We start from the raw sequence: 12,328 nt of genomic DNA on the forward strand, positions 1-12,328 counted from the left end.
ACGGGAGGGGGGTGGAGGTTTGAGTATTGGGGGAGGGGATGGTTCGGGGGAATGGGGGTTTTCCCCCTGTTTTGGGTTTGGCTGTCTTTGGTCTTGCTTGTCGGGTATTTCTCTTTGTTTAACTGTTGGGTTTCGCGCTTGAGGCGCGCCTTACTTTCTTTTGCTTCGCCAAAAGAAAGGTAAGCAAAGAAAAGGCGACCCTGGGGCGGTGCCGGCTTCGCCGGTTCCCTGTGCTACTCGAAACGCCGGGCGGCTGGCTAAACTCGCCTGCGGCTCAGACAACGCCAGCCGACTGCCCCCGGCGTTCCTGCGTTGCTCGGCACCTTCCAAGGGGCCCGGAAAACCGGCCGTGCTCATGGCTTGGTCGCGTCATTCCCGCGGCCTCGACACACCCGGGACTCCAAGGGCGGTCTGGACTCCCGCCTGCGCGGGAGTGACGGGGTTAGGGATGGGAGGATCGAGGGCTGGATTTTATTTTTTGGCGTTTTTTCGAGTTGACCGTGGAAGTCAAAAGTCAGGCTGCCGCTTGGTCCCGCGACGCCTTTTGGCCCCCTTGGGCGGCGCTGAGCAACGCAGGCGGGCCGGGGGAGTTCGGCTTGCCTTGTCTGAGCCGCAGGCGAGTTCTGGCAAGCCGCCCGGCCTGCCGAGTAGCGCAAGGAACCGGGCTTGCCCGGCGCCAACCTCGGGGTCGCCTTTTCTTTGGCTACTTTCTTTTGGCGAAGCAAAAGAAAGTACGCCCGCCCTCAAGGCGGAAAACAGCGCTTATCTCACGTAGAAAACCCTCAGGCCGGTGCCAAGCCAGCCACCAAAACGCCTATGGCAAAACCTTCCCAGGATTCAACAAATTCCGCGGATCAAGCGCCATCTTCACCGCGCGCATCACGTCGACTGCCACCTCCCCATGCTCGGCGACGAGATACTTCTTCTTCCCCAGCCCAATCCCATGCTCACCGGTGCAGGTGCCTTCCATGGCAATCGCCCTTTTGACGACGCGACGGCTGATCCAGGCGGCTTCTTCCATTTCCTTGGCGTTGTCGGTATCGACCAGCACCACAAGATGGAAATTGCCATCACCGACATGGCCAAACAGCGCAATCGGGATGCTGACTTGCGCGATATCTTCATAGGTCGCGGCGATGCATTCGGCGAGGCGCGAGATCGGCACGCAGACATCGGTCGGGAAGCAGCGGCAGCCCGGCTTCAGTTGCAGGCAGGCGAAATAGGCGTCGTGCCGGGCTTGCCACAGGCGGCTGCGGTCTTCTGGCCGGGCGGCCCATTCGAAATTGGTGCCGCCGAGATCGTCGGCAATGGCCTGCACGGTTTCGGCCTGCTCTTCGGCGGAAGAAGGGCTGCCGTGGAATTCGAAGAACAGCGTCGGCGCTTCGGCCAGCGTGGTCTTGCTGAACAGGTTGATCGCCTTCAGCGACAGCGCATCGAGCAGTTCGATACGGGCGACCGGGATGCCGAGCTGGATGGTCTGGATCACCGTCTGGACGGCTGCCTCGATGCTCGGGAAGGTGCACACGGCGGCCGAAATGGCTTCGGGGATCGGGTAGAGCTTGACGGTCAGCTCGGTCATGATGCCCAGCGTGCCTTCGGAGCCGACCAGCAGGCGGGTCAGATCGTAACCGGCCGAGGACTTGCGGGCGCGGCCGCCGGTTTTCATCACGCGGCCATCGGCCAGCACGGTGGTCGTCGCCAGCACGTTGTCGCGCATCGTGCCGTAGCGGACGGCGTTGGTGCCGGAGGCGCGGGTGGCGGCCATGCCGCCGAGCGTTGCGTCGGCACCGGGGTCGATCGGGAAGAAGAGGCCGGTACCTTTCAGCGCATCGTTCAACTGCTTGCGGGTGACGCCGGCTTGTACCGTCGCATCGCCGTCCTCGGCGTGGATGGCGATCACCTGGTTCATGCCGGAGAGGTCGAGCGAAATGCCGCCGCTGGTCGCCAGCACGTGGCCTTCGACCGAACTGCCGACGCCGTAGGGAATGACCGGCACGCCATGCTCGGCACAGAGGCGGACGACTTGCGCCACCTCGTCGGTGCTTTCGGCCAGAATGACGCCGTCGGGCAGTTCTGGCGCATGGACCGATTCGTCGCGGCCATGCTGCAGGCGGGTCGATTCGCCTTGCGAAAAACGTTGCTGGAATTGTTGCTGGAGGGCTTGCTGCAGTGCTGCGGGGAGGGCTTTTTGGGTCACGGAAGGAATCGGGTGGCTTGGTCGAGATCCGTGTGAGTATGCCCTTCATAGAGCGCCGTGACGAATTTTCGCCAGACCAGGTCGGGTTCGCCAATGCGGAAACCGCAGTAATGCTGGTTGTCGACATCGGTTTCCTGAACCGCTTGCACGGTCAGGCGGGAAACTTCGTTGAGGCCGAGCTGAACGGTGGCGTTGAGCCAGACGTCGGCGGGGATCTGCTGGGCGACACGCGCCCGGAAGCCGTAGCGGGAGACTTCGTTGACCTCGACTGCAATCGGTTTGTCGATGAAGGCTGTCGAATTGGCCAGCTTGGCCGGGCATTTGACCGAGAAACGGCGGTGCTGGCGAATTTGCTGCACGGCCCCTTCGCCCTTGTCAGGAAGGGCTGGCAGTATCTTGCGATATTCCGGCAGGTCGTAGATCAGGTGCAGCAGGGCCTTCTTGCGATCACTCAGTTCGGCAAAGACGGAGGTCTTCTTGTTGAAGAAATAATCGATCAGGTCGGGCGTCAGCACCGGGTCATTGGTCGTGAAGAAGCGCCGGTGCGGTATCTGGATGTTGGCCAGCTTGGTTTCGATGAAGTAATGATAAAGGTTGCGGTTCGGCGCCTTGCCGGCGTAGGCCTTGCGCAGGATTTCCGGGGCGAACTTGAGATCCAGTGCGGCACCGACAGCCGGGGCGCCATTGACGAAGTCATAGTTCTCGACGACGTTGGCAGTCAGTCGCTTGAAGAAAAGTAGCGACTCGTACATCTCGATGTGGCGCGGATTGACGGCGATGACCAGATGGCGGGTATCGAAGAAGGTCGTGCAGTATTCGTACATGAACTTCATCAGCGGGAAAAGAATAGTCCCGCCGGTTCGCCGGAAGCGCGGATGCACGGCGAGGGCCGAAACCTCGGCGATCTGGCCTTCCTTTTCGCGAACACCGGTCAGGTCGAAAATGCGCTGCAGCGGGAAACCAATGGCGCTTTCGCGAATCAGCGACAGGGTGCCGACCACCTGGTCGTCGTACTTGGCGCATAGCGTGGTGGTGCTTGGCAGTGCGTGGTAGATGGTGACCCGCATGCCTGAAGGATCGGGAGTCATGAAGCCGCTGCTGACGTAGGCGTCATGCAGGAGCTTGAAGCAGGCTTCCAGCTCTTCCTTGCTCTCGGCTATCTTCAGGACCAGCCGCTTGTTCGGGTCGGAGTTGCAGTCCACAAGAGATCGATAGACGTCGTGCCGTCTTTTTTGTGGCAGCATCGAGAACAGCTTGCGAGCCGTCTGCTTAACCAGAAACCGTAACTTGGCAATGACCGGCATCAAGGCGACCTATCGAAAATGACTACGTTTTGATCATAGCACCTTATTATTGACATGTATTCGGCGCCTCCGGACAATCAGCGGACGCCTTTTACCCCCAGAGATCAGGAGACATATCAATGCACGCGAAGCTTTCCGTAGTTGCCCTCTCCGTTGCTGCCGCTTTTGCTCTGTCCGCCTGCGGTCAGAAGGAAGAGCCGAAGGCTGCGGCTCCCGTTGCGCCGGCTGGCAAGCCTGAAGTGGTCGTCAAGCTCGGCCATGTGGCGCCGATGACCGGCCCGCAGGCCCATCTGGGCAAGGACAATGAAAACGGCGCCGTGCTGGCCATCGAGGAATTGAATGCCAAGGGGCTGGAAATTGGCGGCGCCAAGGTCAAGTTCCAACTGCTGGCTGAAGATGATGCCGCCGATCCGAAGCAGGGCGCCATCGTTGCCCAGAAGCTGGTCGATGCCAAGGTCAATGGCGTGATCGGCCACCTGAACTCAGGCACGACCATCCCCGCATCCAAACTGTATTCCGACGGCGGCATCCCGCAGATTTCCGGCTCGGCGACCAACCCGAAATACACGCAGCAGGGCTTCAAGACGGCTTTCCGTGTGATGGCCAACGATGTCCAGCAGGGCCGGGCACTCGGCGAGTTCGCCGCCAAGCAGGGCGTCAAGACGGTAGCCGTTGTTGACGACCGCACCGCCTATGGCCAGGGTCTGGCCGACGAGTTCAAGAAGGCCGCCGAAGCGTCCGGCCTCAAGGTTGTCGCCACCGAATACACCACCGACAAGGCTACCGACTTCAAGGCCATCCTGACCAAGATCAAGTCGACCAAGGCCGAACTGGTCTTCTACGGCGGCATGGATGCCCAGGGCGGCCCGATGGCCAAGCAGATGAAGGAGCTGGGTATCAAGGCCAGGTTCCTCGGTGGCGATGGTGTCTGTACGCCGGAATTCATGAAACTGGGTGGTGAGGCGACTGAAGGTAATTTCTGTTCGCTGCCGGGCATGCCGCTGGAGAAGCTGGCCAAGGGTCCGGAATTCCGCGAGAAGTTCACCAAGAAGTTCAACGCCGAGATCCAGCTTTACGCACCGTATGTCTATGATGCCGTGATGGTCATGGCCGATTCGATGAAGCGCGCCGATTCCGTCGATCCCGCCAAGTTCCTGCCGGCCATTGGCCAGACGAAATACGATGGCGTGACGGCGATGGTCGAATTCGACCCGCAGGGCGACCTGAAGGGCGGCGCAATCTCGATTTACCAGTACAAGGGCGGCAAGCTCGAGTATGTCGAAACGCTGGGCGGTAGTTCGGTCGAGATGGCGAAGGCCGAGGTCAAGGAAGCCGTGGCTGAAGTGAAGGATGCCGCCAAGGCCGTCGCCGGTGCAGCAACGGCCGTCGGCAAGGAAGCGGTCGGCGAGGCCAAGGAAGTTGCCAAGGCGGCGGCCGAAGCCGGCAAGGATGTCGTGAAGGCTGGTGCCGAAGCGGTCAAGAATGCCGCTGACGCGACCAAGGCTGCAGTCGAAAAGAAGTAACAGCAGATCCGCTGAACAGAAACGGCACCGCAAGGTGCCGTTTCCTTATGTTGCAAAAGAAAAAGACTAAATGGATATTTTCCTTCAGCAGATCATCAACGGCCTCGTGCAGGGCAGCATCTACGCCTTGGTTGCGTTGGGCTACACGATGGTCTACGGCATCATGGGCCTGATCAACTTCGCACATGGCGAGGTGGTGATGATAGGGACGCTGGTCACCATCACGGTTGCCGGATCGCTGATCAAGGCCGGCATGCCGGTAGTGCTGGCCGGGCTGGCCGGGGTCAGTGTCTCGGTGCTGGTCTGCATGGCGCTCGGCTGGGGGCTGGAACGCATCGCCTATCGGCCGCTGCGCAACGCACCGCGCCTGACGCCGCTGATTACGGCGATCGGCATGTCCATCGTGCTGCAGAATCTGGCCATGATGATCTGGGGGCGGAACTACCTGACCTTCCCGTCGCTCTTGCCCAAGGTCAATTTCGAGCTGGCCGGCGCGCACTTTACGGCGATTCAGGTCATCATCGTGGCGGTCTCCGGCATCACCATGGGCGGCTTGCTGCTGCTGGTCTATCGCACCAAGCTCGGCATGGCGATGCGCGCCACGGCCCAGAACCCGGCGGTGGCCAGCCTGATGGGCGTCAATATCAACCGCGTCATCGCTGCCGCCTTCGTCATCGGGTCGGCGCTGGGAGCTGTGGCCGGCATCATGGTCGGTGGCTATTACGAAATCGCCCATTACCAGATGGGTTTCATGCTCGGCCTGAAAGCCTTCACGGCAGCAGTGCTTGGCGGTATTGGCAACCTTGGCGGCGCCATGCTGGGCGGTATCCTGCTTGGCATCATCGAGGCGCTGGGGGCGGGCTACATCGGCGACCTGACCGGCGGCTTCCTCGGTAGCCACTATCAGGACATCTTCGCTTTTGTCGTGCTGATCGTCGTGTTGATGTTCAAACCGTCAGGCCTGTTCGGTGAAAAGACGGGGGATCGGGCATGAGCAAGTGGCTTAATCCTCGTTCCGGCCTGGGCATCGCGCTGATTGCCGCGGCCCTGATAGCCCTGCCTTTCGTCGCTGCGATGGGCGGCCAGGCCTGGGTACGCATCCTCGATTTTGCGATTCTCTACGTCTTCCTGGCGCTGGGTCTGAACATTGTCGTCGGCTTCGCCGGCCTGCTCGATTTGGGTTATATCGCCTTCTATGCCGTCGGTGCCTACACCTGGGCCCTGCTGGCCAGCCCGCACTTTGGCCTGCATCTGCCGATCTGGGCGATCCTGCCGATCGGCGCGGCGCTGGCCTGCCTGGCCGGCGTGGTCCTTGGTTCGCCGACCCTGAAGCTGCGTGGTGATTATCTGGCCATTGTCACGCTCGGCTTCGGCGAGATTGTCCGCATTTTTATGAACAACCTGAATGCGCCGGTCAATATCACCAACGGGCCGCAGGGCATTACCCTGATCGATCCGGTGGCCTTTGGCGATTTCAAATTCTCCGGCACGACGCAGATTTTCGGCATTGCCCTGAGCGGGCCGCAGAAGTATTACTACCTGCTCGTCGCGCTGGCGATTCTGGTCATCATCATTAACCTGCGTCTGCAGCATTCGCGCATCGGCCGCGCCTGGCAGGCGATTCGCGAGGACGAGATCGCCGCCAAGGCAGTCGGCATCAACACCCGCAACGTCAAGCTGCTCGCCTTTGCCATGGGCGCCAGCTTCGGCGGTGTGGCCGGGGGCATCTTTGCGGCGATGCAGGGATTCGTCTCGCCGGAAAGCTTCTCGCTGATCGAGTCGATCATGATCCTGGCCATGGTCGTGCTGGGCGGCATGGGCCACATTCCCGGCGTCATCCTCGGCGCGGTCTTGCTGTCCATCCTGCCCGAGGTGTTGCGCTATGGTGTCGGCCCGGCGCAGATGGCGTTGTTCGGCAAGATGCTGGTCGATCCGGAGAGCCTGCGCATGCTGGTCTTCGGTTTGGCGCTGGTGCTGGTCATGCGTTTCAAGCCGGCCGGCCTGTGGCCATCACCGGAGCGCAAGCGCGAAATGAGCGAAATTCGGCAGGAGACCGGGAAATGAGCCCCGTCCTGCTCGAAGCGAATGCCGTTGCCAAGCACTTCGGAGGCGTCAAGGCACTGCGCGACGTGTCGCTGACCATCCGCCGTGGCGAAGTCTATGGCCTGATCGGTCCGAACGGGGCCGGCAAGACGACCTTCTTCAACTGCATGACCGGGCTGTACGTGCCGGATGGCGGTGGCTTCGTCTTCGACGGCGCGCCGCTGATCGCCGATGCGCCGCATCAGGCCGCCGAGCGCGGTATTGCCCGGACCTTCCAGAATATCCGGCTGTTCGGCAACATGACGGCGCTGGAAAACGTCATGGTCGGCCGCCACGTGCGGACCAAGGCCGGCGTGCTCGGGGCGATGTTCCAGAATGCGGCGACCAAGGCCGAAGAGGCAGCGATCCGGCAGAAAGCTATCGACCTGCTGCATTACGTGCGCATCGAAGAGCGGGCCGACGATCTGGCCAAGAATCTCTCCTACGGCGATCAGCGCCGGCTGGAAATTGCCCGGGCGCTGGCCACCGAACCCAAACTGCTCTGCCTGGATGAGCCGGCGGCCGGCATGAATGCGACGGAAACCGCCGAACTGCGCGACCTGATCGAAGGCATCCGGCGCGACGGCACGACCATCCTGCTCATTGAACACGACGTCAAACTGGTCATGGGCCTGTGCGACCGGGTGGCCGTGCTTGATTACGGCGCCTTGGTCATCGAGGATGTGCCGGCAGTCGTGCAGAAAGATCAACGCGTCATTGAGGCTTACCTAGGTGCTTGAAGTAACCGGACTCCACGTCGCCTATGGCGGCATTCAGGCGGTGCGCAGCATCACCTTTCACGTCAATGCTGGCGAAACCGTCGCCCTGATCGGTGCCAACGGCGCCGGCAAGACCAGCACACTGAAGGCCATCTCGCGGGTGCTCGATGCTGTCGGCGGTGATGTGCACTTCTGTGGCGAAGAAATCACCCGTCTGGCACCGCACGACATCATTCGCAAGGGCATTGCGCTGGTCCCGGAGGGGCGCGGCGTTTTCCCGCGGCTGACCGTGCTGGAAAACCTGCACATGGGGGCTTATGTGCGCGATGCGGCGGCCGACGTCGACAAAGACCTGCAAATGGTCTTCGAGTACTTCCCTCGCCTCCGGGAACGCGAAAGCCAGCTCGGTGGCACCTTGTCCGGCGGCGAACAGCAGATGCTGGCCATCGGCCGCGCCCTGATGAGCCGGCCGAAAATGCTGCTGCTCGACGAACCCTCGATGGGGCTGGCGCCTATCATGGTTCAGAAAATTTTTGAAGTCGTCCGTGCCGTGGCCGCCAATGGCATGACCATCCTGCTCATCGAGCAGAACGCCCGGTTGGCCTTGCAATGCAGCCAGCGCGGCTATGTCATGGAAAGCGGCGAAATCACGCTGAATGGCGAATCGGCGATGTTGCTCGACGACCCGAAAGTCCGCGCCGCCTATCTCGGCGAGTGAGTGGCCGGCCTTCTGTCATGCAAGCCTCATCTTGGCGGGGCGAGCCTGTGGGATAATCGCGATCCTTTCGCAACACACGTCGCAGGCATGGCAAAAGATTCACCGATTCAGTTCAAGGGCACCACGCTCAAGATCATCCAGACGCAACTCCGCACCACCGACCACGCCGCGCTGCATCAAGCCCTCACCGAATTGACCGGCAATAGTCCGGACTTTTTCGAAAACGAGCTGGCTGTCCTCGATTTCAGCCAGGCCCAGGCCTTGCCGGAGTCCGCTGATTGGGCCGGCATCGTTGATTTGCTCAGCCAGTCCGGCCTGAATGCGGTGGCGACCTGTGGGCTGCCCGATGAACTGGCGAATTCGGCCGTAGCGGCTGGCTTGCCGGTCGTCGGCGCCGATGCGCTCGGCCGCCAGCGCGCCAAAATCGAGGACGCCCCCAAGTCACCGCCGGTTGTGGCGCCTGAACCTGCCCCGCTACCGCTGGCCGCTGCTGTACCAGAACCGGCACCGCGCACCATCATCCTCGACAAGCCGCTGCGTTCCGGTCAGCGTTTCTACGCCAAGGGTTGTGACCTGATCGTCACGGCCATGGTCAGTGCCGGCGCCGAAGTGATTGCCGACGGCAATATCCATGTCTATGCCCCGCTCCGTGGCCGCGCGCTGGCTGGTGCCAGTGGCGACAAGGATGCCCGTATTTTCACGACCAGCCTGGAGGCCGAACTGCTCTCCATCGCCGGTCTGTACCGTACTTTTGAAGCCGGCGTGCCGGCCGAACTGCTGCGCCAGCCAGCCACCGTCAGCCTGATTGATGACGGCCTGACCATCGTGCCGCTGGCGCTCCGTTAGAACCCATTCCTATAAACCTTAACCTACCCAACGAGAAACCACCGTGACCAGAATCGTCGTCGTAACTTCCGGCAAAGGCGGGGTCGGCAAGACCACCACCAGCGCCAGCTTCTCCTCCGGCCTCGCCATGCGCGGCTTCAAGACGGCCGTCATCGACTTCGACGTCGGCCTGCGCAACCTCGACCTGATCATGGGTTGCGAGCGCCGTGTCGTTTATGACCTGATCAATGTCATCAACGGCGAAGCGACGCTGACCCAGGCGCTGATCAAGGACAAGCACACCGACAACCTCTACGTGCTGCCTGCCTCGCAGACGCGCGACAAGGATGCGCTGTCCGAAGAGGGCGTCGAGAAGGTGATCAAGGAACTCGAACATCAGGGCTTTGATTACATCGTCTGCGACTCGCCGGCCGGCATCGAATCCGGCGCCGTGATGGCCCTGACTTTTGCCGACGAGGCGCTGGTCGTGACCAACCCTGAAGTTTCCTCGGTGCGCGACTCCGACCGCATCCTCGGCATCCTGCAGGCCAAATCCCGCCGCGCCATCGAAGGCCGTGAGCCGGTCAGGGAACATCTGCTGATCACCCGCTACAACCCGACCCGCGTCGAAGCCGGCGAAATGCTGTCGTACAAGGACATCCAGGAAATCCTGCGCGTGCCGATCATCGGCGTCATCCCCGAGTCCGAAGAAGTGCTGCAGGCCTCCAACCAGGGCTCGCCGGTCATCCACCAAAAGGAAACCGACGCCGCCGAGGCCTACCACGACGTGATCGCCCGCTTCCTTGGCGAAGACAAGCCGCTGCGTTTTGTCGATTACGTCAAGCCGGGTCTGCTGAAGCGCCTGTTCGGAGGCAAGTGAGATGTCCTGGCTCCAGAAACTCTTCGGCAACCAGCCGAAAACCGCCCAGATGGCCAAGGAACGCCTGCAACTGATCATCGCCCACGAACGCGATGGCGGCGGCAGCAGCGTCAACTTCCTGCCCGACCTGCAGCGCGAACTGATCGCCGTGATCTCCAAGTACGTCAAGGTCAATCCCGACGACATCCGTGTTTCGCTGGAGAAGCAGGATCGCTACGAGGTGCTTGAAGTCAATATCGTCCTGCCCGAAAAGGGCTGAAGCAGAGCGGCGAACGAGGTCGGACTTCGTTTGCTGAGATGCATCAAACGTTTTGCCATGCCGGCAGGTCACAATGCCGGCATTGTCTTTTTCAGGATTCCTCCGCCATGAACATTCGTCACTCCTTCTCTGCTCTGGCTGCCATATTGCTGGCGACCGCGCTCCATGCCGAAGAAACCAAGCCGGTCGATACCATGCCCAAGATGGCCTACGGCCTGATGCTGAAGCAGGGTGACAAGCTGATTTTCTCGCCCTGCCGTGACCGCAGCTACGCCTATGTCGAGGATGTTTCGGCCGACGGTAGTGTCACCAAGGTACTGAACAGCGTGGGTCTGGATGCCGGCAAGCGCTTGTACGTCGAATTGCTCGGTGTGCTGGAAGGTACCCAGTTGAGGGCCTCGGCAGTCAACATGGCGCGTGTCGAAGGGCGCTGCCAGATGCCGGGCGGCAAGGAAGAATCATGGCGGGCGGCCGGCAATGACCCAGCCTGGGCGATGGTTGCCGGTGGCGAGCATGTCCAGTTGCAGCGCTATGGCAAGCCGGAAGTGGCACTGCCCTATACGGAATTCCGGACCGAAGGAAACGTGACCCGCTACGACGGGGCCAAGGACAACAACAAGCTATCCGTTCGTTTCGAAAAGACGCTTTGTCGCGACACTGCGGCGAATGGCGTTTTCGCCTGGACGGCAACGCTCGACCTGAATGGTCAGGTACTCAAGGGCTGCGCCTGGGCGCGGTAAAACCTGGCTGAAAAGCGCCAGCCTGACCTGGCTGGCGCGCCTGAATATCAGTTTGTGGAGAAGGTGAAGGCGTCGGCGAAGAACTCTTCTTCCGGCAGGCCTTGCGCCATGAAGTCACGCTTGGCGGCCTCGGTCATCACCGGCGCGCCACAGGCGTAGGCCTGATAGCCGGAGAGGTCCGGAAAGTCAGCCAGCACGGCCTGGTGCACGAAGCCGGTACGACCTGTCCATTCATCGCTGGCTGCCGGTTCGGACAACACCGAGATGTACTTGATGTTGGCGTGTTCGGCTGCCCACTGTTCCGGCAGGGCGTTCTGGTAGAGGTCGACGCGGGCCTTGGCGCCCCAGTAGATGAAGATCGGCCGCTCGCACTTTTCGGCGATGGCGTGTTCGACGATGGCCTTGATCGGCGCGAAGCCGGTGCCACCGGCCAGCAGGATCATCGGCTTCTTCGAGTCTTCACGCAGGTAGAACGTACCGTGCGGACCGTTGAAACGCAGGATGTCGCGGACCTTCATGGTCGAAAAAACCTGGTCGGTAAACTGGCCGCCGGGCACATGACGGATCTGCAGTTGCAGCAGGGCGTCGTCGTGCGGCGCATTGGCCAGCGAGTAGCTGCGCTTCTTGCCGTCCTTGAGCAGGATGTCGATGTACTGGCCGGCCCAGAACTGCAGTCGTTCGCTGGCCGGCAGGCGGAGGTGCAGTTCGATGACGTCAGGCGCCAGTTTTTCCAGCTTTTCGATGCGCGAGGGCAGGGTCTTGACCGGGATATCACCGGCCGAGCTGACCTGCTTGCATTCGATGACCAGATCGGATTGCGCCTTGGCGCAGCAGTAGAGGGTTTGGCCGGCGGCTTTCTCGTCATCCTTCAAGGCATGGGGCTGGGCCTTGCCGTGATCGACGGCGCCACTGAGCACCTTGCCCTTGCAGGCGCCGCAAGCGCCATCCTTGCAGCCATAGGGCAGGGTCAGGCCCTGACGCAGCGCGGCGTCGAGCAGGGTTTCGTCGGCCTCGGCAGCAAATTGCTTGCCGCTCGGCTGGACAGTGACTTGGTAGCTCATCGGTTCCCCTTACTGGTCGG

Annotated in this window: 12 protein-coding genes; 9 read left to right on the plus strand and 3 right to left on the minus strand. The window is 61.5% G+C overall.

Going from position 1 to position 12,328, the window contains the following annotated elements:
- Nucleotides 1–814: 814 nt before the first annotated feature.
- Nucleotides 815–2,197, minus strand: a complete 1,383-nt coding sequence (locus tag KI617_RS01415) for an FAD-binding oxidoreductase (protein WP_226449980.1) — start codon at nt 2,195–2,197, stop codon at nt 815–817.
- On the minus strand, nt 2,194–3,501 hold the full coding sequence (locus KI617_RS01420; protein WP_226451825.1) for a GNAT family N-acetyltransferase: 1,308 nt from the start codon (nt 3,499–3,501) through the stop codon (nt 2,194–2,196). The genes KI617_RS01415 and KI617_RS01420 overlap by 4 nt, the downstream gene beginning before the upstream one ends.
- 119 nt (nt 3,502–3,620) lie before the next feature.
- Between KI617_RS01420 and KI617_RS01425 the strand changes: the two genes are divergently transcribed.
- The 9 genes from KI617_RS01425 to KI617_RS01465 all read left to right on the plus strand — a co-directional run bounded on the left by KI617_RS01425 (nt 3,621) and on the right by KI617_RS01465 (nt 11,247).
- A complete protein-coding gene (locus KI617_RS01425; protein ID WP_226449982.1) occupies nt 3,621–5,024 on the plus strand; it encodes a branched-chain amino acid ABC transporter substrate-binding protein in 1,404 nt (467 codons plus the stop codon).
- Between the two features lie 70 nt (nt 5,025–5,094).
- The gene (locus tag KI617_RS01430) at nt 5,095–6,018 is read left to right on the plus strand and encodes a branched-chain amino acid ABC transporter permease (RefSeq protein WP_226449984.1); all 924 of its coding nucleotides are present in this window, start codon (nt 5,095–5,097) and stop codon (nt 6,016–6,018) included.
- The gene (locus tag KI617_RS01435) at nt 6,015–7,088 is read left to right on the plus strand and encodes an ABC transporter permease subunit (protein WP_226449986.1); all 1,074 of its coding nucleotides are present in this window, start codon (nt 6,015–6,017) and stop codon (nt 7,086–7,088) included. The genes KI617_RS01430 and KI617_RS01435 overlap by 4 nt, the downstream gene beginning before the upstream one ends.
- Complete coding sequence (locus tag KI617_RS01440) at nt 7,085–7,846, plus strand: ABC transporter ATP-binding protein (RefSeq protein WP_226449988.1); 762 nt, start codon at nt 7,085–7,087, stop codon at nt 7,844–7,846. Before KI617_RS01435 ends, KI617_RS01440 begins: the two co-directional genes overlap by 4 nt.
- Nucleotides 7,839–8,543: an ABC transporter ATP-binding protein gene (locus KI617_RS01445; RefSeq protein WP_226449990.1), complete on the plus strand. Its 705-nt coding sequence runs from the start codon at nt 7,839–7,841 to the stop codon at nt 8,541–8,543. The genes KI617_RS01440 and KI617_RS01445 overlap by 8 nt, the downstream gene beginning before the upstream one ends.
- 87 nt (nt 8,544–8,630) lie before the next feature.
- The gene (minC, locus tag KI617_RS01450; protein ID WP_226450000.1) at nt 8,631–9,389 is read left to right on the plus strand and encodes a septum site-determining protein MinC; all 759 of its coding nucleotides are present in this window, start codon (nt 8,631–8,633) and stop codon (nt 9,387–9,389) included.
- A gap of 43 nt (nt 9,390–9,432) precedes the next feature.
- A complete protein-coding gene (gene minD / locus KI617_RS01455; protein ID WP_226450001.1) occupies nt 9,433–10,248 on the plus strand; it encodes a septum site-determining protein MinD in 816 nt (271 codons plus the stop codon).
- Between the two features lies 1 nt (nt 10,249).
- The gene (gene minE, locus KI617_RS01460) at nt 10,250–10,507 is read left to right on the plus strand and encodes a cell division topological specificity factor MinE (RefSeq protein ID WP_226450002.1); all 258 of its coding nucleotides are present in this window, start codon (nt 10,250–10,252) and stop codon (nt 10,505–10,507) included.
- Between the two features lie 107 nt (nt 10,508–10,614).
- Nucleotides 10,615–11,247, plus strand: a complete 633-nt coding sequence (locus tag KI617_RS01465) for a COG3650 family protein (RefSeq protein WP_226450003.1) — start codon at nt 10,615–10,617, stop codon at nt 11,245–11,247.
- Between the two features lie 47 nt (nt 11,248–11,294).
- On the opposite strand, the gene KI617_RS01470 is transcribed toward KI617_RS01465, so the two are convergent.
- The gene (locus KI617_RS01470) at nt 11,295–12,308 is read right to left on the minus strand and encodes a CDP-6-deoxy-delta-3,4-glucoseen reductase (protein ID WP_226450004.1); all 1,014 of its coding nucleotides are present in this window, start codon (nt 12,306–12,308) and stop codon (nt 11,295–11,297) included.
- Nucleotides 12,309–12,328: the final 20 nt, after the last annotated feature.

Source organism: Ferribacterium limneticum (assembly GCF_020510625.1).
Classification (GTDB): domain Bacteria; phylum Pseudomonadota; class Gammaproteobacteria; order Burkholderiales; family Rhodocyclaceae; genus Azonexus; species Azonexus limneticus_A.

Coding starts and splice junctions, on each gene's coding strand:
- KI617_RS01420 (WP_226451825.1), bottom strand. CDS start 3,501: ATGCCGGTCATTGCCAAGTTACGGTTTCTGGTTAAGCAGACGGCTCGC.
- KI617_RS01425 (WP_226449982.1), top strand. CDS start 3,621: ATGCACGCGAAGCTTTCCGTAGTTGCCCTCTCCGTTGCTGCCGCTTTT.
- KI617_RS01430 (WP_226449984.1), top strand. CDS start 5,095: ATGGATATTTTCCTTCAGCAGATCATCAACGGCCTCGTGCAGGGCAGC.
- KI617_RS01435 (WP_226449986.1), top strand. CDS start 6,015: ATGAGCAAGTGGCTTAATCCTCGTTCCGGCCTGGGCATCGCGCTGATT.
- KI617_RS01440 (WP_226449988.1), top strand. CDS start 7,085: ATGAGCCCCGTCCTGCTCGAAGCGAATGCCGTTGCCAAGCACTTCGGA.
- minC (WP_226450000.1), top strand. CDS start 8,631: ATGGCAAAAGATTCACCGATTCAGTTCAAGGGCACCACGCTCAAGATC.
- minE (WP_226450002.1), top strand. CDS start 10,250: ATGTCCTGGCTCCAGAAACTCTTCGGCAACCAGCCGAAAACCGCCCAG.
- KI617_RS01465 (WP_226450003.1), top strand. CDS start 10,615: ATGAACATTCGTCACTCCTTCTCTGCTCTGGCTGCCATATTGCTGGCG.
- KI617_RS01470 (WP_226450004.1), bottom strand. CDS start 12,308: ATGAGCTACCAAGTCACTGTCCAGCCGAGCGGCAAGCAATTTGCTGCC.